The 20,944-nt window shown below is 63.9% G+C and carries 18 protein-coding genes; 5 read left to right on the top strand and 13 right to left on the bottom strand.

Going from position 1 to position 20,944, the window contains the following annotated elements:
• The first annotated feature begins 94 nt into the window (after positions 1–94).
• The 5 genes from EB812_RS10640 to EB812_RS10620 all read left to right on the top strand — a co-directional run bounded on the left by EB812_RS10640 (position 95) and on the right by EB812_RS10620 (position 4,639).
• Positions 95–925 carry an FAD/NAD(P)-binding protein gene (locus EB812_RS10640; RefSeq protein ID WP_118230809.1) on the top strand — a complete coding sequence of 277 codons (831 nt, stop codon included), beginning with the start codon at positions 95–97 and terminating at the stop codon, positions 923–925.
• Positions 926–1,725: 800 nt separating this feature from the next.
• Complete coding sequence (locus tag EB812_RS10635; protein WP_118230853.1) at positions 1,726–2,277, top strand: hypothetical protein; 552 nt, start codon at positions 1,726–1,728, stop codon at positions 2,275–2,277.
• Positions 2,278–2,592: 315 nt separating this feature from the next.
• Positions 2,593–3,234 (top strand): redox-sensing transcriptional repressor Rex, encoded by a 642-nt coding sequence (locus tag EB812_RS10630; protein WP_118230852.1) that lies wholly within the window; start codon positions 2,593–2,595, stop codon positions 3,232–3,234.
• Between the two features lie 29 nt (positions 3,235–3,263).
• The gene (locus EB812_RS10625; protein WP_118230851.1) at positions 3,264–4,037 is read left to right on the top strand and encodes an adenosylcobinamide-GDP ribazoletransferase; all 774 of its coding nucleotides are present in this window, start codon (positions 3,264–3,266) and stop codon (positions 4,035–4,037) included.
• Positions 4,038–4,060: 23 nt separating this feature from the next.
• Positions 4,061–4,639: a nitroreductase family protein gene (locus tag EB812_RS10620; protein WP_118230850.1), complete on the top strand. Its 579-nt coding sequence runs from the start codon at positions 4,061–4,063 to the stop codon at positions 4,637–4,639.
• A gap of 587 nt (positions 4,640–5,226) precedes the next feature.
• Here the strand turns inward: EB812_RS10620 and EB812_RS10615 are convergent.
• The 13 genes from EB812_RS10615 to EB812_RS10555 all read right to left on the bottom strand — a co-directional run bounded on the left by EB812_RS10615 (position 5,227) and on the right by EB812_RS10555 (position 20,903).
• Entirely contained in the window at positions 5,227–6,822 is a 1,596-nt protein-coding gene (locus tag EB812_RS10615; protein WP_242621281.1) for a sigma 54-interacting transcriptional regulator, read from the bottom strand.
• Positions 6,819–7,784, bottom strand: a complete 966-nt coding sequence (locus tag EB812_RS10610) for an SPFH domain-containing protein (RefSeq protein ID WP_118230849.1) — start codon at positions 7,782–7,784, stop codon at positions 6,819–6,821. The genes EB812_RS10615 and EB812_RS10610 overlap by 4 nt, the downstream gene beginning before the upstream one ends.
• 184 nt (positions 7,785–7,968) lie before the next feature.
• Positions 7,969–8,484: an NfeD family protein gene (locus EB812_RS10605; protein WP_118230848.1), complete on the bottom strand. Its 516-nt coding sequence runs from the start codon at positions 8,482–8,484 to the stop codon at positions 7,969–7,971.
• Positions 8,485–8,576: 92 nt separating this feature from the next.
• Entirely contained in the window at positions 8,577–9,575 is a 999-nt protein-coding gene (locus EB812_RS10600) for a hypothetical protein (RefSeq protein WP_242621280.1), read from the bottom strand.
• 269 nt (positions 9,576–9,844) lie between these two features.
• A complete protein-coding gene (gene pnp, locus EB812_RS10595) occupies positions 9,845–12,079 on the bottom strand; it encodes a polyribonucleotide nucleotidyltransferase (RefSeq protein WP_130958277.1) in 2,235 nt (744 codons plus the stop codon).
• Positions 12,080–12,242: 163 nt separating this feature from the next.
• The gene (rpsO, locus tag EB812_RS10590) at positions 12,243–12,512 is read right to left on the bottom strand and encodes a 30S ribosomal protein S15 (RefSeq protein ID WP_092153515.1); all 270 of its coding nucleotides are present in this window, start codon (positions 12,510–12,512) and stop codon (positions 12,243–12,245) included.
• A gap of 24 nt (positions 12,513–12,536) precedes the next feature.
• Positions 12,537–13,424 carry a tRNA pseudouridine(55) synthase TruB gene (gene truB / locus EB812_RS10585; RefSeq protein ID WP_242621282.1) on the bottom strand — a complete coding sequence of 296 codons (888 nt, stop codon included), beginning with the start codon at positions 13,422–13,424 and terminating at the stop codon, positions 12,537–12,539.
• 136 nt (positions 13,425–13,560) lie between these two features.
• On the bottom strand, positions 13,561–14,643 hold the full coding sequence (locus EB812_RS10580) for a DHH family phosphoesterase (RefSeq protein ID WP_130958276.1): 1,083 nt from the start codon (positions 14,641–14,643) through the stop codon (positions 13,561–13,563).
• Complete coding sequence (locus tag EB812_RS10575) at positions 14,630–14,920, bottom strand: DUF503 domain-containing protein (protein WP_092153518.1); 291 nt, start codon at positions 14,918–14,920, stop codon at positions 14,630–14,632. Before EB812_RS10575 ends, EB812_RS10580 begins: the two co-directional genes overlap by 14 nt.
• A gap of 413 nt (positions 14,921–15,333) precedes the next feature.
• Complete coding sequence (gene infB / locus EB812_RS10570) at positions 15,334–18,327, bottom strand: translation initiation factor IF-2 (protein WP_130958275.1); 2,994 nt, start codon at positions 18,325–18,327, stop codon at positions 15,334–15,336.
• A complete protein-coding gene (locus tag EB812_RS10565) occupies positions 18,320–18,517 on the bottom strand; it encodes a YlxR family protein (RefSeq protein WP_341273229.1) in 198 nt (65 codons plus the stop codon). The genes infB and EB812_RS10565 overlap by 8 nt, the downstream gene beginning before the upstream one ends.
• Positions 18,518–18,579: 62 nt before the next feature.
• Positions 18,580–19,980, bottom strand: a complete 1,401-nt coding sequence (gene nusA, locus EB812_RS10560; RefSeq protein WP_118229279.1) for a transcription termination factor NusA — start codon at positions 19,978–19,980, stop codon at positions 18,580–18,582.
• Positions 19,981–20,063: 83 nt separating this feature from the next.
• Positions 20,064–20,903 (bottom strand): ribosome maturation factor RimP, encoded by an 840-nt coding sequence (locus EB812_RS10555; protein WP_130958274.1) that lies wholly within the window; start codon positions 20,901–20,903, stop codon positions 20,064–20,066.
• Between the last annotated feature and the right edge of the window lie 41 nt (positions 20,904–20,944).

The raw sequence follows: 20,944 nt of genomic DNA, 5'->3' as shown, positions 1-20,944 counted from the left end.
GGAAAAGGCAACCGCGCCCGTGAGCCCGACGGCCCCCAAAGCCGCCGCGCCCAAGCCCGGCGAATACCGTCACACCATCAGCCCCCGGCCCATGATGCAGGGCAACCCCTATAAGCCCATGCCCGCCACCGTGGCTGAAGTTATCCAGGAAACCGGCAATATCAAAACCCTGCGCGTGGTGTTGGACGACCCCGAAACCATGCGCAACTTTACCTATGAGCCCGGCCAGGTGGGGCAGCTTTCCGTGTTCGGCGCGGGCGAATCCACCTTTGTCATCAATTCCCCGCCGTCCCAGAAGGACTACCTGCAGTTTTCCGTCATGCAGGCGGGCGAAGTGACTGCGGCCATCCACCGCCTCTCCCCCGGCGACAAGGTGGGCGTGCGCGCCCCCCTGGGCAACTTCTTTCCCTACAACGACTGGAAGGGTAAAGATATCTTTTTCGTGGGCGGCGGCATCGGCATGGCCCCCATCCGCACCATCATGCTCCACCTGCTGGAGCACCGGGCGGACTACGGCAAAATCAACCTGCTCTATGGCGCGCGCAGCCCCCGCGACATGGCCTTCAGCTACGAAACCGAAGACTGGCTGCGCCGCCCCGATCTGGACTGCACCCTGTGCATCGACGCCCCCTTTGACGGCTGGGAACACAAGGTGGGCCTCATCCCCAACGTGCTTCTGGAAATCAACCCCAAGCCGGACAATTGCGTGGCCGTGCTCTGCGGACCGCCCATCATGATCAAATTCACCGTGCAGGCCCTGCAAAAACTCAACTTTGCGCCTGAAAACATCGTCACCACCCTGGAAAAACGCATGAAATGCGGCATCGGCATCTGCGGACGCTGCAATATCGGCGGTCGCTACGTCTGTGTGGACGGCCCCGTCTTTACCTGGAAACAACTTCAGGAACTTCCGCCTGAATTGTAAGAAAAGGTTTTGTGGGGGGAAGGGGGGACTTTTGTGGACAAAAGTCCCCCCTTCCCCCCGCGCCCCCCATCCCCTTCAAAAAACTTCATTCCCCCACAGAACCGTACAGGGCGTACCCTGACCGCAAAAAAAATGTTTCTCGCGCCACAAGGGCTTGCCGAAACCATCCAGCATGCTGACGGCGCACGAATGTGGGATTTCGCTGGCGTTGAGCGCGGCATAAAGGGGTGTGGTCGCGCAGCGGCACACCCCAGCCGCGCCGAACATGGTCACGCGGACGCCCAACCAACAGAGGGCAAAAAATGACGGCAAACGCGATGAAGACCTGGAGGATACAAAAGCTGCGAGGCACGGGACAACGTAACGGATGTTGGCTGTAGGGCCTGCGGTTGTTGCGCCCGGCATAAGGGGCGCGGTCGCGCAAGCGGCGCGCCCCAGCCGCGCCGAACATGATGGGGCTGCCCTGAAAAGCGGGGGGTTATGGGGGGTGTGGGGGGCCTAAGGGGGGGCGCAGCCCCGCCCTTGGCCCCCTGCCCTCGCCGGAGGCGGCCCAAATAGCGTGCAAAGGAAAAACCCGCCGCGCCCGCAGGGCAACCAGCCCCCGGTCAAGGCAGCCTTTTACTCAATGCCTTTCGCGCAGCGGCCCCCTCGCCTTCCGGCGGAACTCCCAGCCGCGCAGCGGCCCCCTCGCCGGAGGCGGCCCTTCTCCTGTTGACAGACGCCCCGCACTGGGCGAAGGAAGAGAGACGCGCACTGCGCAAAGAATAAAAAAGAAAGCGCACTGCGCGAAGGAAAACCATATGCAAAAAATGCTTGCGTGCTGCAGTTTGGCCGCCGTGTTCTGCCTGGGACTGCCTTTGGCGGCTCGTGCCGACAATGATCAGATCGACCCCAAAACCTATATCTGCGCCGAGCTGGTGGTCCAGCCCACTACGGACGGCGGACAACCGCCCGTTTTCGAGGCCTTGCAGATCGACGGCTACGCCAGCGCCCTGGCCAATCACACCGTAGCCGATCCGGAAAGCCTGGCCCCCATGCTGGGGCAAGTCTATGCGGCCTGCCAGGCCAAACCCACGGAAAAGGTTCTGGCAGTCTGGCAAGAGGCGCGCAAATCGCAGCCCGCTGCCACGGACGGCGCCTGGCGCGCGGACAAGACCACCTGCGGCGACTATGCCGCCGACACAGACAACGGCAGCGGCTTTGTTATCTGGCTGGACGGCTACCACCGCGCCAAAACAGGTAAGGATGCGTCAGTGCTTTCCAGCGACCAAAAGCTCAAGGACTATCTGGACGCCTGCACCAAAAAGCCTACGGCCCTCATGCTGGACGTTATGAACGAGCAGACGCGCTAGCGCAGAATCCTGTTGCAGGGCATGCCTTCCCAACGGAATGCCGCGGCGAAAGCTGTGCCTTCTGAGTATGTTGCGGCGCATTGTCGTTCTTTGTGCGACAATGCGCTTAACCTTTGCAACCTTTTTGAGTATACTTTTAGAGCGGTCATTGACGGATGCGTTTCACTGACTTCCGTTTTTTCCGTTTTTCTGCGCAGTTGCCAGAATAAAAAGTAAAAAGAGGCCGGCTTGCACATTTGCCGTTTTTTGGTAGATACTTTATTCACATGAGGTCGGTTCCTCTCCACACCCCCGCGGCAGTCAGAAGGTACATCTATGGCCACCCCTCCCAAGAGCAAACACATTCCACGAGCCACCATCCAACGCCTCGCCACCTACGTTCAGGTTCTTGAAAATTTCGCCCGCGATAATGTGGAAGTCATTTCTTCCAATCCCCTGGCCGAAGCCTGCGGCGTCAACGGATCTCAGGTGCGCAAGGATCTTGCCTACTTTGGCGAATTCGGCATCCGCGGCGTAGGCTACCACGTCAAATCCCTCATAGCGGCCATCACGTCCTCCCTCGGTGTGGACCGTGAATGGCGCATGGCCCTCATCGGCGTGGGCAACCTGGGCAAAGCCATTCTGAATCACGGAGAGTTTCGCGCCCGCGGGTTCAACATTGTGGGCATTTTTGACTGCGATCCTTTCAAGATCGGCGAAATAGTCCACGGTCTGGAGGTGCACTGCACCCGCGACCTCAAAGACATGGTTGACGACCTCAATATTGAGATCGGCATTATCACCACCCCGCCGGAACGCGCCCAGCGCGCGGCCCAGCACCTCATGGACGCGGGCATTTCCTCCATCCTCAACTTTGCCCCGGCGCGCATCAAGGTGCCGGAGCGGGTCAATGTGGAGTATGTGGACTTTTTCCACCACCTCTACTCCCTGGCCTTCAACCACCCGCACACCCGCTGAGCTTGACATCCCGCGGAGCATGTCGGCCAGTGCAGTGGGTCATCCAAGCCTATGACGCCCTGGCCTTTCTGAGCCGCCTGACGCCACCGCGCCGGGCGGCCGGAGCGGCGGCGTTGACCGCCTGCGTGCCATTTTTTCCTTTGGCCGGGCTGCTGCTGGGCCTGGTCTTTACCCTGCCCCCCTGGTTATTGCTCACAAGCCTTGCACCTGCTGCGGACGCCACGACCCTGCCGCTGCTGACGGCGGCCTGGTGTTGGCTGGCTGCGGAAATCTGGGCCACACGCGGCCTGCACTGGGACGGCCTGGCGGATTTGGGCGACGCCACGGGCAGCGGCGCGCACGGCCAACGCTTTTGGGACGTGCTGCGCGACAGCCGCCTGGGAGCCTTTGGGGCCCTGCACTTGCTGCTGGCCTACAGCGGCATGTGGGTGCTGTTGGCCTGGCAGCTGGGCCAAGGGCACTGGGCGGCCTTAGTGCTGGCCCCGGCCTGGGGCCGGGCCGCTGCCCTCTGGCTGGCCGCAATGACGCCTGCGCGAGAGGTACAGTCTTTGGGGGGGCTGGCCAGGGCCGGGGTGACCCTGCGCCTGGCCTGGAGTTTTGCCTGCGCGGGCCTGGCCCTGCTCTGCGGGCTGGCCGCGACCTTTGCCCTGCCGTTTTGGCGCGTGCCTTGCGCGGTTTTGGGGCAAGCCCTGCTTCTGGCCCGCCTGTCGGCCGTAGCTCGCCGGGAAGGCGGCCTTTCCGGCGATTTTCTGGGGGCGGCCATCCTGTGGAGCCAGTTGTGGTTTCTGCTGCTTACGGTGTAGGCTGAATCACCAAGGAGGATGCTATGGATTTTCATGCACTGGTTTCGGAAGCGCGCACCTGCCGCCGCTTTGCGGAGGACAAGCCCCTGAGCATGGCGGACCTGGAATGGCTTGCGGATTGCGCGCGCCTGGCGCCTTCGGCCCGCAACGCGCAGGACCTGCGTTTTATTCTGGTGGGGCCCGGCGAAACGTGCACGCGGCTTTTTGCACTCACGCGCTGGGCCGGCGCGCTCAAGGACTGGGGCGGCCCGCAGCCCGGCGAGCGGCCCACGGGCTTTATCGCCTTACTGCTGCCCGCCAAGGGCAACGACCTGCACCTGGTGGACGCGGGCATTGCGGCCCAGACCATGCAGCTGGCCGCCGCCAGCCGGGGCTGGGGCTGCTGCATCATGCAGGCCTTTGATCACCAGGCCGCCCCGCAATTGCTGGCTGTTCCCGCGGAATACGCCATGACTCTGGTGCTGGCCTTTGGTGCAGCCAACGAAAAGCGAGTGCTGGCGCCCATGCCTACCACGGGCAACGCCCCCTACTGGCGGGACGCCCAGGGCGTGCACTATGTGCCCAAGCGGGAGCTCAAAGATCTGGTCCTGGCGCGCTATTAGAGTATTTAACACTTGAAATGCTCGCTTACGGCAGGCAAAAGCCTGCCTTCTCGCATTTCGTGGCAAGGATTTTCAAGAAAATCCTTGCAGAGCAATTAACTCATTTCATTCGTAAACGGCTCTAGCGCGTGCTGCCGTTACAAATCATAGCCCAGAGCCGCAAGACTTGCCTGCGCCAAGAGCCCCCGCCGGCAGGCCCCGGCGCAGAAAGGGCCGGACATGTGCCGCGGCGCACGGAAGACGTCGCCCTGTCTCCGCGCGCCGCTTGAGGCACAACGTCCGGCCCTGTCCGGCGGCCCCGCTTTCTGGGGAGGTACCGCAAACGCGGAGCTCAGGCCAGACACTGGAGCATATGGCCGTTGTATCTGTCTTTGAGAATGTCCTTTCTCAGAGAGAAATATTTCTATAAACAACTATTAGCATATATAGAATATTATGCTAGCGTCAAGCAGAACGCACACTCTTTTACCGTAACAAGCCCTGCAGGACTTGTGCTGCCTGCTTTGCGCATTTTGGCCGCAGCTGCCGATGCAGGCCGGGTTCCCCTGCTCCGCCCCTTTGCCCGCCGCGCCTGCCCGTTTCGACGGTTACGCCTGCCCCTTGTCCCCATTCGCCGACGGCACGGCCGCCAGATAACGACGGTGGTCAATGCCGTACTTCTTCATCTTGTAGTAGATGATGCGGTAGGTGATGCCCAGATCTCTGGCGGCCTGGTGGATATTGCCGCGGGCATTTTTGAGGGCGTCCACAATAAATTCCTGCTCCATGCGGGCGATGGTTTCCGTAAAGCCCGGAGCATTGGCGATCCGCCCTGTGCTGCTGCTTTCGGCGCTCTGCAGGGTGCTGGGCAAATGGTGGGCGCGCAGCACGGCGTCATCGCAGATGAGTACGGCGCGTTCCACCACGTTTTTCAGTTCGCGCACGTTGCCGGGCCAGTGATACTGCAGCAAAAGGTCAATGGCCGGTGTGGAAATACGCCGCACGGGCCGGCTGTATTCCTTGCTGAACATCTGCAGAAAGTGTTCGGTCAGGGGCAGGATGTCTTCCGGTCGCTCGCGCAGCGGCGGAATAAATACGGGAAAAACGTTGATACGATAGTAGAGGTCTTCGCGAAACTGCCCCTGCTCCACCAGATCTTCCAGCGGCCGGTTGGTGGCGCAGACCAGGCGCACGTCCACCTTGTAGCGACGCTCATMGCCCAAGGGCTGGATTTCGCCTTCCTGCAGGGCGCGCAGCACCTTGGCCTGCGCCGTGAGGGAAAGATCGCCTATTTCGTCCAGAAACAGCGTGCCTTTGTCCGCCTGGCGGAACAGGCCTGCGCGGTTCTGCACTGCCCCGGTAAAGGCCCCCTTACGCCAGCCGAACAGCTCCCCTTCGATGAGCTCCGAGGGCAGAGCCGCGCAGTTAAGCATGACCAGAGGCTGCGCCCGACGGGGGCTGGCCGAGTGCAGAGCCTGGGCCATAAGCTCCTTGCCCACGCCGGATTCGCCCCGCAGCAATACTGTAGCCCGGCTGGCGCCGGCCTGGGTGAGGCGGCGCAGTACGTGCCGCAGGCTTTTGGAATTGGCAATGACCGAAGAAGGCGTGCCGCTGACCAGAGGTTCATCCGGCAACATGCAGAAGTGCTGCCGGGCCATTTCTTCCTGCAGCCGGGCCACCTGTCGACCCACCAGGGTAGCCACAGTTTCCAGAAAGCGACAGCGTAGGTCCAGTTCGGCCTGTGGGGCCGTGGGCGTATCCGCGCTGAGGGTGCCGATCACTTCATGCTGGTCGGCGTTGTCCACGCGCACGGGCACGCTGATAAAGGCCAGGCGGGCCATTTCTTCCGCGCTGCGGCCGAAGAGGCGATTCTGAAAGTCCGCCCGCCCCTGCATGCAGGGCACCACAATGGGCTTGCCCTCGGCAAAGACCTGCCCGGTAATGCCCGACCCCGGCGCATAGGCGGCTTCGGGCGCGTCGGCCTGTCCGTAGGAAAGCGAAAGGCGCAGCTCGCCGCTTTCCGGATCCTGCACCACAATATGCGGTCGATCAAAGTGCATATCCTCGGCCAGGGCCGTGAGCAGCTCCTGCAGAGAGTCGCGAAAAGGGTGGCCGGGGGCCAGGGCGGCCAGCACCCGGTTCAGGGTATCCAGGCACTGGCCCGTGCCCATAAAGGTATTGGCAAATGGCTCGCGTTGGTTCATGAAGTTGTGTGTTCGCCGGGCCCCGCCTTGGCGGCCAGGCCCCGGCCCGGTTTGATGATGCCGCTCACGGCGGCCACCATCCCCGCCACATCGCCGATGTCGGCGGGGATGATCAGGCTGTTGCCCTCGCGGGCCAGCCGTCCGAACTGGTCAATATAGGCCTCTGCCAGACGCAGCTGGGCTGCGGCCACGGGGTCGTCGCCCAGTTGTCCGGCCACAATGCGCAGTCCCTCCGCCGTAGCCGTGGCCACGGTGCGGATTTGGGCGGCCTCGCCTTCGGCCTGGTTAATCAACGACTGCTTTTCGCCTTCGGACTGGGCAATGGCTGCGGCCTTGGCCCCCTCGGCCAGATTGATGCGCGCCTGCATCTCGCCTTCGGACTGGGCGATGGCCGCGCGCTTTTCCCTTTCGGCGCGCATCTGCTTTTCCATAGCTTCCATAACCGTCACGGGCGGGGTGATGTCGCGTATTTCATAGCGCAGCACCTTCACGCCCCAGGGCGCGGTGGCGGCGTCCAGGGCCTCCACCACTTCCTGATTGATGCGGGTGCGCTCCTCAAAAGTCTTGTCCAGCTCCAGCTTGCCGATGACCGAACGCAGCGAGGTCTGGGCCAGTTGAATGGCCCCCCACTCGTAGTCAGAAATGCCGTAGGCGGATTTCTCCGGCGTAATGATCTGCAGATAGAGCACCCCGTCGATATCCACGCTTACGTTATCTCTGGTAATGCAGGTCTGCTTGGGCACGTCCAGCACCTGCTCCTTGAGGCTGCGGCGGTAGGCGATGACGTCCACAAAGGGCACCAGCAGGTGAAAACCGGCAAAGAGCACCTTGTGAAACTTGCCCAGCCGTTCCACCACGAAGGCCGACTGGTTGGGCGCCACCACCGCGCTTTTGATCAGAGCAATGACCACCAGTACGGCCAGCAGCACCAGCCAGCCGTATTCCGTCACAAATGTTTCCATAGGCACCTCGAACGGTCAGGGGGGAGGACCGCCGCAATCTTGGGGGGGAGGGAGGCGCAACGCGCCCCAACAACGTGCAAAGCCAGACGCCGGGTACGGCGCAAATGGGCATCAAGAACGCTGCAGCACGCCGGAACAGACTCCATGATAACTTTGGGAAAGGGCCTTCCCAAAGGCAAAAGTTTTATGCCCCAGGGCCCTGCCGTGTGCCCGCATCCGCGCTGCCTGTGCCCCTGTTGTCAGGGGCCGGGGCCACGCAAAGCACCAGGCCGTTGCCGGGCTGGGCCCCCAGCACCACCACGGGCGCGCCTTTTTCCAGGGGCGTCGTGCTTACCGCCCGCCAGAAGCTGCCGCCGGCGCTCACTTCGCCCTCAAATCCCGACTGCAGGGCCTTGCTGACCAGGCCGCGCGTGCCGGTGAGGGGATGGGGCGCGGGCCCTTCATCGTCGTGGGGGGCATCGCCGTCTTTGGCCCGCCCGCCGAACACCCGCCGCAGGCGCTTGCGAAGCACCGCCAGGCTGAGCAGGGCGACCGCCATAAAAACCACCAGCTGCCCGGAAAAATCCAGGCCCGCCAGAGCCGCCAGCGCCGCCGCCCAGGCCCCCAGCCCAAAAAAGAGCAGGACCAGAGCGGGGGTCAGAAGCTCGGCCAGCAGCAGGGCCGTACCGAGAAAAAACCAGAGCAGTGGTGGCGCGGACATAAGGGCCTTTATCCTCTCGGGCTACACGCCGGGCGCGCCCTGAAAACCACATCGGGCCGGGACTTCTGCGGGGCCGCCCCAAAGTCGCGCGTCTACTGCACGCGCTCCGCGCCCGGCTGTTGCGGCTCCCGGTCAAAGTCGATAATCCGCCCCTGTAGCCAAACATAGGCGTCCACTTCGTGGCCAACTTCCGGCTCGTAGTCGCCGCAGGCCATCTTTGAAGCGTACACGGCCAGGCGCAGGGCCGGACGGTTTTCAAACGGAAAACTCATGTAGAGCAGTTTGACCGGCATCTTTTCCAGATGGCAGTCCTGCATTTCTTCCACGGTGCCGCGCATCTGGTACTCACAAAAATTTCTGCCCGGCATGATCATGTGCTTGCCGCCGATATTGATCTTCAGGGGCGGCACGTCCAGTCGTTCTTTGTCGGGATTGGCCGCCAGCCAGGCTGCCGCGTGGGCCTCGAACTGCGGGCCCTTGGTGATGGTGAGCTCGTCCAGCAGGGCCCGGCGCAAGCCGTAGGCCAACCCCGCCAGCAAAAAGGTATGCGTCACGCCGGGCGTAAGGTCGATCTGGTCCCGGCCATAGAGCGGATCGTAGAACCACATGGGATTCTTCCCTTCCAGCATGCTCACGGCCACGTTGGCGTCCACGCCCGTCTTCCAGGGGTGGGTGTCCTCCACCAGAAGGTCGTTGGGCAGGCCGTCAAGGAGGGGCGCGGCAGAAACAGGACGCAGCTTATCGCCCTCTTCGCCGGCCACCAGCACGGATGCGCGCACGGGCTGGTCCTGCGGCCAGGCCAGCAGCACATGGTCACGGCCGTCCCGCTTCCACTGCCAGGCCGGGCGCGTGCCGCCCTCGTGCATGACCGTGGCCGCTATCTGCCCCATGATGGCTTCCGGATTCTGCCCCGTAAGCACGGCCCAGGCGTCGCCCAAAGTTTCCGTATGCGCGCGGTTGGCCGCCATAAGCCGGGCCTGCACCTCTTCCGCTGTGGGGCCCTGGTCCGCCAGGGGCTCACCCTGCGCGTCCACCCGCACCCACTCTTCGGCTTCGGGGGCTTCGGGGTTTTTTTCTGCTTTTTTGACCATATGCGTCATCCTTATCAGTGCTGGACGAAAGGGATTCTGTGGGGCAAAGACCAGCTGTGGACAAGCCTCCGTCTTCCCCCATGCGCCCCCTTGCAAAACTTTTTCCTCAGGAAATGGGCCGGGCGGACGCTGGCCGGGGGCGGGGCTGCCTGCGGCAAGACGCGGACAGCCTGGGCGCGCTCTGCGCCCCAAGCGATAACAGAGCGGGGGCGGGGGGGGACGAGCCCCCCCCTGGCCGCCGAAGGCCGTGCCCCCGGCTCCATCAAACGCTAACGGTCGCCGCGCGGGGGGCGACGGTCGCGCCCGCCGCGGTCGCCGCGGTCGTGCCGGTCGCGGGGGCCGCGGTCGGAACGGGGCGGACGGGCCGTTTCTTCCGGATTCCAGGGGTGGCCCTGTTCCTCCAGCAGCACGGCCTTGCGGCTGGCGCGGATACGGTCGCCGTTGATTTCAATGACTTTGACCAGCATGTCTTCGCCCAGATGGGCCACATCGCCGGGCTGTTCCACCCGCTTCACGTCCAACTGAGACACATGGACCAGGGCTTCCACATTGGGCAGCACTTCCACGATGACGCCGATCTCCATGATCTTGCGCACCTTGGCCATGTAGTTTTTGCCCAGATCGGGGCGCTGGTCGTAGTAGGAAACCATCTCGCGGGCTTTTTCCAGGGCTTCGGCTGTGGGCGCAAAGATCGACACCCGGCCCGAATCCTCAATATCCACGGAAGCGCCCGTGGCCGCGGTGATGGCCTTGATGTTCTTGCCGCCGGGGCCGATGATCAACCGGATGATGTCGGGATTGACAAAAACCTCGGCGTGCTGCGGGGCAAAGCGCGAAAGCTCCTTGCGGGGCTCGGCGATGGCGCGGGCCATTTCGCCCAGAATGTGCTGTCGGGCCTCGTGGGCCTGACGCATGGCGGCGCGCATGATTTCAGTGGTCAGGCCCGTGACCTTGATGTCCATCTGCACGCCGGTGACGCCGTCGGCCGTGCCGGCGATCTTGAAGTCCATATCGCCCAGAGCGTCTTCGTCACCCAAAATGTCGGTGAGCACAATGTACTTTTCCCCTTCCTTGATCAGGCCCATGGCCACGCCGGCCACCGGGGCGCTCACAGGCACGCCCGCGTCCATAAGGGAAAGGGAGCCGCCGCATACCGCCGCCATGGAGGAGGAACCGTTGGATTCCATGGTCTCCGCCACCACGCGCAGGGTGAAGGGGAAGTCCTCTGGGGCGGGCAACACGGGCCGCAGGGATTTTTCCGCCAGGGCGCCGTGGCCGATTTCACGCCGCGAAACGCGCACGGGCTTCACTTCGCCCACGCAGTAGGGCGGGAAGTTGTAGTGCAGCATAAAGCGCTTGGTCACGTCGCCGGTGAGGGAATCCATGCGCTGTTCGTCCGTGGTGGAGCCCAGAGTGGTCACCACCAGGGATTTGGTTTCGCCCCGGCGGAACAGGGCCGAGCCGTGCGCCCTGGGCAGCAGGCCGGTCTGGATCTGGATGGGCCGCACACTTTTGGTGTCGCGGCCGTCAATGCGAGTACCTTCGTTAACGATGCGGGCGCGCACCAGTTTCTTTTCCAGGTCCGTGAGAATATCGCCCACGTTCTTCAGCGCGGCGTCGTTGTCAGCCCAGGCCGGATCGTTGCGCAGATTTTCCGCCACTTTTTCCTTGACGGCCTTGCGGGCCTCTTTGCGGGGCAGCTTGTCGGGCACGCGCAGGGCGTCTTCCAGGCCGGCGGCCAGGGCCAGCTCCCGCACACGGGCCACCAGCACGGGGTCTTCGTCGTGGGGGGTGAAGGCCATTTTCTCTTTGCCGGCCAGTTCCCGCAGCTTGAGCTGTGCGGCCACCAGGGGCTGGATCTGCTGCCGACCCCATTCCAGCGCGTCGATAATCACGTCTTCGGCCACAAAGCGGGCGTCGCCCTCCACCATGGTCAGGGCATCGCCCGATGCGGCAAAAATCAGGTTGATGTCGCTCTGGGCCTGCTGCTCAAAGGAAGGATTGAGCACAAACTGGCCGTTGACGCGACCCACGCGCCCGCCGGCCACCGGCCCGGCAAAGGGCAGCCGCGAAAGCATCAGCGCGGCCGAAGCGCCGGTCAGAGCCAGCACGTCCGATTCGTTTTCCTGGTCCGCCGAAATGACGTTGGCCAGCACCTGCACGTCCTCATTGAGCCCCTTGGGGAACAGGGGCCGGATGGGCCGGTCGATAAGCCGCGAAACCAGCGTCTCGCGCTCTGAGGGCCGCCCGATTTCCCGGCGGAAAAAGCTGCCGGGGATGCGCCCGGCGGCGTACATTTTTTCGGAATACTCCACCGTGAGGGGGAAGAAGCCCTTGTCAAATTCCAGGGGCTGGGAGCACACGGTGACCAGCACCACGGTGCCGCCGCACTGCACCCACACAGCGCCGTGAGCCTGATTGGCCAGACGGCCCGTTTCAAGAATGATTTCCTTGCCGCCTACCTGGGCCGTAACCCGCGTGGGAGTAAAAATATCTTGTTGCATACTGTTCCTTTGCACTGGCGAAGGGGATTCCGGCAAAAGCGGGCAGAGCCGCGCCCTGCCTGATTTTCCCGGACCCCCCTTCCTTGGCGATGTTGGCCCCTTACGGGGCATTGTACCATTGCGGGGGCGCTCCGGCCTGGCCGGAGCGCCCCCGCGCGCCGCGTTACTTGCGCAGACCGAGTTTTTCGATCAGCGCGCGATACCGCTGCACGTCTTTCTTTTTCAAGTAGTTCAGAATGTTGCGACGGCGGCCCACCAGCTTGAGCAGGCCCGTACGGGAATGGAAGTCCTTTTTGTGTTCTTTGAAGTGCCCGGTAAGCCCCTCAATACGTGCGGTAAGCAGGGCCACCTGCACTTCAGGGGAGCCCGTATCGCCTTCATGTTTGGCATGGGCTTCAATCACCGTTTTTTTCGCTTCAGCATCCATAGCCACAGCAGTTCTCCTTGATTCTCGGGGTTAGTTCCAAAGTCCCCGCAAAACGGTCCAGCAGGGCCCGGCGGGCGTTGCCGCCCTTTGCGCCAGGGCCAGAGCCCGCCCCTGCTCCAAAAGCAGGGCGCGCTCGCCCGTGGCCTCCGTGCGGCAGGGCACGGCCACGCCGTTGCGCACCCGCGCGGCTTCGTCCGGCATAAGCTCCACCTGCGGCCAGCACGGCAATGCCGCGCTCAAGGGCTGCACGCAGCCCGGCAACAGGGTGGGATCGGCCGTGAAGTCCGCGGGGTCGCGGGCCAGGTCCAAACCGAAGGGGTGACTGTACTCCCGGGTCAGTTCCGTGAGCACGGCTCCGCACCCCAAGCGCGTCCCCAGGCTGTGGGCCAGGGAGCGTATATAGGTGCCGGAACTGCATGCGACCCGAAAGCGCACAAACGGCAAGCTCACGTCGAGCGTGTCCGCCTGTGAAATTTCTATGCGTTTGACCTTGCTCGGCGCGACAAGCCCCTTGCGCGCCAGCCGGTACAGGGGCTGCCCCTCATGTTTGGCGGCCGAATAGGACGGCACAGGCTGCTCCGCAAGGGCGCGCCAAGCGGCGATCTCTTCCCGCACCCGCGCGGCGCTCACCCCTTCCCATGGCGCTTCGGCCGTAAGCGTGCCCGTGGCGTCCCAGGTGTCCGTGGTCTGCCCCAAGCGCAGCGTGCCCGTATAAACTTTGCCCCCCCCTTCCAGCAAATACCCGGAAAGTTTGGTGGCCTGGCCCAACAGCACCAGCAGCACACCCGACGCCATGGGGTCCAGCGTGCCGGCGTGCCCGATCTTCCGCTGCCCCAGGCGCTTGATGGCCGTAAGGCACTGGGCCGAACTGGGCCCAGTCGGTTTGCGCAGCACCAGCACGCCGTGCAGCTGCGGCAATGGCGCAGGCCCGCGGCCCGTGGCCCGGACTGCGCGGGGGGCGGTTTGCCCCAAAGAACCCTCGCGGGGGGCAGCCGAAGCCGCCGTTACTTCCATCATACGCAACAACACACCATACCCGCAGCGCCGGGGCAAGTCAAAAGTCAGATCCACAGGATTTTTGGCCGGATTCAGGATTTTTCGCAACATCAGGCCCTTCTTCCGCCCCTGCCGATCGCTCCCGTTCTTCCAGCCGAATCGCCTCCAGCAAGGCCGCCTGGGCCGCCGGCAACGAAAGGTGCACCGTGCCGCCCGCCGCATTGCGGTGCCCGCCGCCGCCCAACCGGACCGCCACGGCCCGCACGTCCACCGGCCCGAACGAACGCAGGCTGAACTTGCAGCGCTCCGGCGCGTCCTCCCGCAGCAGCACCGCTACCCGCGTGCCGCGCAGCCGCCGCAAATGCTCCACAAAGCCTTCCAGATCTTCCTTAAAGGCCTGATGACGCCGAAAATCTTCCAGATACACCGGACAAAAAGCCACGCTGCCGCCCTCCAGCAGCTGCGCCCGGCCCATGAGCTCGCCCCAGAGGTGCAGATGCCCCAGCGTCCAGGTATTGTCCATGCGCTCGCGCATGTCCGCCAAATCGCAGCCCTCGGCCACCAAATGCGCGGTCAGCGCCAGCACCGCCGCACTGGTGTTGCCGTGCGCAAAGCCGCCCGTGTCCGTAACCAGCCCCAGCAGCACGCCCTGGGCCAGCCCCCCCGTCAAAGGCAGACCGGCCGCCAGGGCCACATACCCCACCAGCTGCGCCGTGGCCGCCGCATCGGGATCCACCCAGTTGTCCACACTGCCCATGCCCTTGCCGCCCAGATGATGGTCAATATTTACGCTCTCCAGCCGCGGCAGCAGGGCCGCCAACTCCGGCCCCAGGCGCTCCGGCTCGCCGCAGTCCAGCAGCAAAGCCGCGCGCGGCGCAAAAGGCGGGCGCTCCAGACTGGTATACAACGGTGCGGGAAGAGTGAAAAAATCCAGATACCGCGGCAGACCAGGCCGGGCGTAAAGCATAAACCGCCGCCCCAGCGCCCGCAAAATATGCCCCGCCGCAGCCAGCGAACCCACGGCATCTCCATCCGGATTCGCATGCGCGGCCACCACCACATCGTCCAGCCGGGCCAATGCCGCAGCCATACGCGCGGCGTGCTCCCGGCAGCCACCGGGCACAAGCTCAATCTGCTGCATAGATCTCCACCTGACTGTCCACCATCTCTTCCGGGCAGACAGCCTCCATCATCAACGCGCATTTGTCCATACGGCTGCGTAAATGCCGCTCGCTGTTGGATACGGAAACTACCGCCAGCCGCAAACTGGTCAAACTCTCCTCCGTACCCGCCTCGGCGATGGCTACATTGAAACGGTTGCGGGTCTTCTGCTTCAGACTGTTGGCCACCCGCCGCTTGGCCTTGAGGTTGTCGTTGCCGTGCAGGCTGAACTCCACGGTAAGCACCGCCATGAACATCCGTACACCCTCCCGGTCCGCCGGGCACAACGCCAGGTTGGTATGGTGGGTTGGTGGGGAAGAGGTTTTCTGGTGGGGGGAGGGGAACTTTTGTGAACAAAAGTTCCCCTCCCCCCACACCCCCCMCCCGTCAAAAAACTTTCTTCACTCAGGAAACATGCCGGGCATACCCTGAATGAAAGGAGCGCACTGGAGGATAACAGCCCCTGAGCCGCCGGAGAGGCAGCCCTCTGCGTTTATAACTCCGGGGATGGCGACAGCATGGCCGTGCGACACATCCCCAAACTACCGTTCTTTACAGCGTTGCGGCTTCTTCAACAGTTTCAAAGGCTTCGATGCGCCAGCCCTTACGACAAAGGAAGTTAGGGAAGGCGACAGCATGGCCGTGCGACACATCCCCAAACTACCGTTTTTTACAGCGTTGCGGCTTCTTCAACAGTTTCAAAGGCTTCGATAATGTCGCCGATCTTGACATCGTTGAAGTTCTCCAGGCCCACGCCGCATTCGTTGCCTTTAACCACTTCCTTGGCGTCGTCCTTAAAGCGCTTCAGCGAGGCTATCTTGCCGGTGTAGACCACCACGCCGTCGCGCAGCAGGCGCACGCCGGCGTTGCGGGCTATCTTGCCGTCCGCCACATAGGAACCGGCAATGGCGCCCACCTTGGGCACGTTGAAGGTATCCCGCACCTCAGCCTGGCCCAGATAAACTTCACGCTGCACCGGGGCCAGCATGCCGGCCATGGCGCTCTTGATGTCGTCCACCAGCTTGTAGATGATGTCATAGAAGCGGATATCCACATTCTCGTGTTCGGCAACATCCTTGATCTTGGCCGTAGGCCGCACATTGAAGCCGATGATAATGGCCTTGGAAGCCGACGCCAGCAGGATATCCGATTCGGATATGGCGCCCGTGCCGCCGTGCACCACGCTGATGCGCACCTTGTCCGTGCTCAGCTTGTTGAGGGCCTCGGTAATGGCCTCCAGACTGCCCTGCACATCGGCCTTGACCACCAGATTAAGAGTAAGGGCTTCCTGGTCGGAAGCGCGCTGCGAGAGGAAGGTTTCCAGCGTAACGCGGGATTCCGAAGCCAGCTCGCGTTCGCGCTGCTTGACCATGCGCGCGTCGGCAATGCGGCGGGCCACTTTTTCGTCGGCCACCACAAAGAATTCTTCGCCCGCTTCGGGCACGCCCTCAAAGCCCTGCACTTCCACCGGCAGGGAGGGCCCGGCCTCCTTGACCTTCTTGCCCTGGTCGTTGCTCAGGGCGCGCACGCGGCCTGAGAACGAACCGCAGACAAAGTTGTCGCCCTGATGCACGGTGCCTTCCTGCACCAGCACCGTGGCCACAGGCCCCCGGCCCTTATCCAGCTTAGCTTCCACAATGTGGCCGCGCGCGGGCTTGTCCGGGTTGGCTTTAAGCTCCAGAATCTCGGCCTGCAGGGCCACCATTTCCAGCAAAGCGTCCAGCCCTTCACGGGTCTTGGCCGAAACCTTGGCCACAATGGTGTCGCCGCCCCAGTCTTCGGGCTGCAGACCCAGTTCGGCCAGCTCACGCAACACGCGGTCAGGATTGGCGCCGGGTTTGTCAATTTTGTTCACAGCCACCATAATGGGCACATTGGCCGCACGGGCGTGGTTGATGGCCTCGCGGGTCTGTTCCATGACGCCGTCGTCGGCGGCCACCACCAGAATGACCAGGTCCGTCACCTGCGCACCGCGGGCGCGCATGGCCGTAAAGGCCTCGTGGCCGGGCGTGTCCAGAAAGACAATCTCGCCGCGCTTGGTCTTGACGTGGTACGCGCCGATGTGCTGGGTGATGCCGCCCGCTTCGCCGCCGGTGACATTGGTTTTACGGATGGCGTCCAGCAGGGAGGTCTTGCCGTGGTCCACGTGGCCCATAATGGTGACCACAGGCGGGCGAGGCCTGAGGCTCTCCGGCGTGTCCACTTCTTTGGGCAGCAGGTAGTCGTCCTCGGAGAAGCCCACCTTCTCCACCTCATAGCCGAATTCAGAAGCCACCAGAGTGGCCGTGTCTATATCCAGCGACTGGTTAATGGTGGCCATGACGCCCAGACCAAAAAGCACCTTGATGATCTCATTGACCTTGAGGCCCATCTGGTGGGCCATGTCCGCCACGCGGATGGCCTCGGTAATACGGATCTTGCGCTTGGCCGCCTTGAGGGGCTGCGTGGCCTGAGCCACAGGCGCGCCACGCCCCAGCTTGCGGCGGCCTTTGCCGCGGTTCAGCCGACCGCTGTCGTCATCATCGCGGCGGCCAAAATTGCCCTGCTGAAAGTCCACAGTACGCCGCCCCTTAAGGCGCTTCTTCTTGCTCTGCCCTTCCCGACCCTCGGACGCAGGCGCGCCAGGCTGCTGGCCAAACCCGCCGGGACGGGGAGCGCCAGGACGGGGAGCGCCGGGACGGGGAGCGCCAGGGCGCGCAGGGCGGGGAGCCCCGTCGCGGCCGACGCCGGCACGCGCGCCCGCCGCCGGTCTGGCGCCGGCAGGACGTTGCGTGGCGGGATCCGGACGAGAAATGATCCGCACCTGCGGCGCGGCAGACGCTTCCGCCCGAGAACGGTGCGGCGCAGCCTCGCCCCCATCCTTACCCTCCACCCGCTCAGAGCGGCCTTCGGGCGCGCGCGGCGGCAGGGTGGGCGCCGAAGACCCCTCAGGCACGGCAGAGGCGTCGGGCCGGGCCAGACGCGCCGCGCGGGCGGCCTTTTCCGCACTTTCTTCCGCAGCCTTGGGGGCGGCCGCTTCCGGAGCAACAGCCTTGGGAGACGCCTCTTCCTCAGCGAGGATTGCGGATTTTGCGGCAGGGGCGGCAGGGGCGGCGGGGGCAGCCGCCGGAGAGACTTCGGGTTCCACGGCCGCAGGTTCAGCCACAGGGACGGCGGGGGCCGGCGGCGTATCGCCGGGGCGGTGCAGCACGCGCGCGCCGGTGGTTGCCCTGGCAGGCTTGACCACACGGGCAACAGAGGCCGTAGCGCCGGCCTCCGCAACAGGGGCGGCAGCTTTGGCTGCAACGTCCGATGCGGACGCAGCGGGGGCTGCTGCTTCGGGCGCAGGCGCGGCGGCTTCCGACGCCCCAGCCTTGAGGGCCGCTTCAGTTTCGGGCGCTTCAGGAGAAGACGCCACAGCCGCAGCGGGCGCTTCCGCAGGCGCATCGACCGATTCCTTACGGCGACGGCGCACAATAACATTGGGGTGGGAATCCACACGCCCGGCTTCGGCCTGTTTCTGCTCGGCCACATGTGCGCGCACGCGGGCCGCCTCCTCCGGGCTTACAGAGCCGGAAGAAGTCCGCGCCGGAATGCCCAGATCACGCAGAATGCGCAACATGTCCTTGGGACTTGTGGACAGTTCCTCGCCGAGAAGTTTAATCTTTATTTTCGCATCAGCCATGGTTACCCCCCTTACGCCGTGTGCCGGGCCTGAATTTGGCGAATCTGGCCGTACAGACAGGATCGGAACACACATACCAGCCCCTGCCCGGTCTGGTTTTTGCAGCGTCAATACTCAAAATTCCTTCCGCCGTGAGCACATGGCGGGTCAATTGCGCCTTGGCGAACCGGCGGCGGCAGATAACACACATCCGCACCGGCCCTTCCGACCCGGCCGCAAGGCCGGCGTCGTGCTCAGGCTTCCCCGTCATGCTCAGGCATCTCCGTCCCGCGTGTCGGGCGTCGCGGCGGGCGCATCCTCCACACCTTCCCCGGCTTCAGAAACGCCGTCTTCAGCGGCCGGGGCCGCATCCGCAGCATCCGTTTCAGCGGCGGGGCCGCCCAGATGCACGGCCGAAGATTCGGGCGTGGTTTCCACCACAGGAGCCAGAAAATTGATGGCCGAACGCAGGTCGGCAATGCGCGAAGCGCTGATAATCAACTTGTCGGCCAGGTCTTCATCCGAGGCTTCACGCAGCTTGTCCAGCGAGCTGTAGCCCGCAGCCAGCAGGGCCTCAATGGAAACTTCAGCCACACTGGCCACCTGCTCCAGACCGTGGCCGATGGCGTTGGCCTCGTTGTAGCGGGTTTCGGTAAAGATATCGACCTTCCAGCCCAGCAGGCGCGCGGCCAGCTTAACGTTCTGCCCCTTACGCCCAATGGCGTTGGTAAGCTGATCGTCAGGCACGATGACTTCCAGCAAATTTTCCTCTTCGTCCACCACGATGCGCGAAACCAGGGCCGGGGCCAGGGCATTGCGGGCATAGGTGGCGATATCGGCGCTCCAGACCACGATGTCGATGCGCTCACCGTGCAACTCCTGCACGATATTCTGGATGCGCGAACCGCGCACGCCCACGCACGCGCCCACGGGGTCCACGTCCCGCTCACGCGAGAGCACGGCCACCTTGGCGCGCGAACCGGGGTCGCGGGCCACGCCCATAATCTGCACCACGCCATCGTCCACTTCAGGCACCTCGCGCCGGAACAAGGCCGCCATGTAATCGCGGTGCGAACGCGAAACCACCACCTGCGGCCCGCGTCCTTCCTGACGCACTTCGACAATCAAGGCCTGTACGCGGTCGCCGCGCTTGTAGTGCTCACGCGGGATCTGCTCCTCACGCGGCAAAATGGCCTCGGTACGGCCCAGGTTGATGACCCAGCCGCCCTTGTCGCGCCGCTGAATGATGCCCGAAACAATCTCACCCACGCGGTCTTTGTATTCTTCGTAAATAATGCCCTGCTCGGCGTCGCGCATGCGCTGAATGATGACCTGCTTGGCCGACTGCGCGGCAATGCGGCCCAGATCCTCCACCCGCACGCGAAAGCCCACCTCGTCGTCCAGCTGCACGGAGGGGTCGTGGGTACGGGCCTCGACCAGCTCAATCTGCGTGTCAGGGTTGGCCACGTCGCCATCCGGCACAACGATTTTGAACTGATAGACCTCAATATCGCCGGTGTCGTCGTTGTAGCTCACCTCCACGTCCGTATCTTCACTGAAGCGACGTAACACCGAAGTGCGCACGGCGTCCTCCAGCGTTTCGATGAGCATATTGCGGTCCAGGCCCTTGTCTTTGCTGATCTGGTCAATGGCCTTTTTGAGTTCAAGATTCATCTGTGCCTCCGGCTGCCGCCAAGGGCGGCGTAACTTCTCTGCTTCCGGCGCATCCGGCCCGCGTCGGCGGGGCGGGACCGGGACTATCCGGGAATGCGGCCCGCCGTGGTTGCGGCCGCCTCTTCCGGGGTTGCGCCGGGCGCGCGTCCGGCTTCCGCATTGCCGCGGCCGCCCTCGTCGCCCTTTTCCTTTTCAGATTTTTTGCTGGGCTTCTTCCCGATGCCCTTGCCGCGCCCTTGCCCCGGCCCTTTGCCAGGCTTGACAGGCTTACGGAACACATACATGCGGCTGACCCTGCGGGCGGCCTCCCAGGGAATGCGCGCCGCGGGCAGATCCTCGGGCAGCACATCTCCTTCGGGGCTCACCTGGGCCGGTGCAAGCACAAAGCCCGTGTCTTCTACTGCCCGCAAAATGCCGCGCCAGACGCGCCGGGCAGGCAGCTCCGACGGGGCCGCGTCCGCAGACTGCGGGGCCAACGGCCGCTCCAGGCGGGCTTCCACCACATCCCCCACATAGGGGGACATCTGCTCCAGGCAAAAAAAGACACGGGTCAGGCCGGGGGTGGAAACCTCCAGCACATAGGGGTCGGCAAAACAGTCTTCCACGTCCAGGGCCAGACCCAGCTGACGGGAAATTTTTTCGCACTGGTCCACCGTGGCGGAAAGCGCGGACAGCGGCGGGGGCACGGCATCCGTGGCTGGACTTGCGGCTGGATTTGCGGCTGGATTTTCGACGGAAAGACCGCATCGGCCATCCGCAGGATGGCCCGCAACGCCGCATGCGGCAACGGGCACGTCCACATACACCCGGACCAGAACGCGCCCGGCGCGCACCACTTCAACGCCCCAAAGCACCAGGCCCAGGGCGTGCGCCAGGGGTTCAACCAAGCGGATTATGGCGTTTTTGCAGGCTTCTTCGGTCATGCGTTCCTTTGGCAGCGCAAGCGCAAGGACAAAAAAAAGGG

It is taken from the genome of Desulfovibrio legallii (genome assembly GCF_004309735.1).
Lineage (GTDB): Bacteria > Desulfobacterota > Desulfovibrionia > Desulfovibrionales > Desulfovibrionaceae > Desulfovibrio > Desulfovibrio legallii.
Note: the sequence above shows the minus strand (reverse complement) of the source record. Positions and strands in the feature narration are given on the sequence as shown.

Coding starts and splice junctions, on each gene's coding strand:
- EB812_RS10580 (WP_130958276.1), bottom strand. CDS start 14,643: ATGCAGCAGATTGAGCTTGTGCCCGGTGGCTGCCGGGAGCACGCCGCG.
- EB812_RS10605 (WP_118230848.1), bottom strand. CDS start 8,484: ATGTCCGCGCCACCACTGCTCTGGTTTTTTCTCGGTACGGCCCTGCTG.
- EB812_RS10565 (WP_341273229.1), bottom strand. CDS start 18,517: ATGTGTGTTATCTGCCGCCGCCGGTTCGCCAAGGCGCAATTGACCCGC.
- EB812_RS10555 (WP_130958274.1), bottom strand. CDS start 20,903: ATGACCGAAGAAGCCTGCAAAAACGCCATAATCCGCTTGGTTGAACCC.
- infB (WP_130958275.1), bottom strand. CDS start 18,327: ATGGCTGATGCGAAAATAAAGATTAAACTTCTCGGCGAGGAACTGTCC.
- EB812_RS10630 (WP_118230852.1), top strand. CDS start 2,593: ATGGCCACCCCTCCCAAGAGCAAACACATTCCACGAGCCACCATCCAA.
- EB812_RS10610 (WP_118230849.1), bottom strand. CDS start 7,784: ATGGAAACATTTGTGACGGAATACGGCTGGCTGGTGCTGCTGGCCGTA.
- EB812_RS10575 (WP_092153518.1), bottom strand. CDS start 14,920: ATGTTCATGGCGGTGCTTACCGTGGAGTTCAGCCTGCACGGCAACGAC.
- nusA (WP_118229279.1), bottom strand. CDS start 19,980: ATGAATCTTGAACTCAAAAAGGCCATTGACCAGATCAGCAAAGACAAG.
- EB812_RS10635 (WP_118230853.1), top strand. CDS start 1,726: ATGCAAAAAATGCTTGCGTGCTGCAGTTTGGCCGCCGTGTTCTGCCTG.
- EB812_RS10600 (WP_242621280.1), bottom strand. CDS start 9,575: ATGGTCAAAAAAGCAGAAAAAAACCCCGAAGCCCCCGAAGCCGAAGAG.
- EB812_RS10640 (WP_118230809.1), top strand. CDS start 95: ATGCAGGGCAACCCCTATAAGCCCATGCCCGCCACCGTGGCTGAAGTT.
- EB812_RS10620 (WP_118230850.1), top strand. CDS start 4,061: ATGGATTTTCATGCACTGGTTTCGGAAGCGCGCACCTGCCGCCGCTTT.
- pnp (WP_130958277.1), bottom strand. CDS start 12,079: ATGCAACAAGATATTTTTACTCCCACGCGGGTTACGGCCCAGGTAGGC.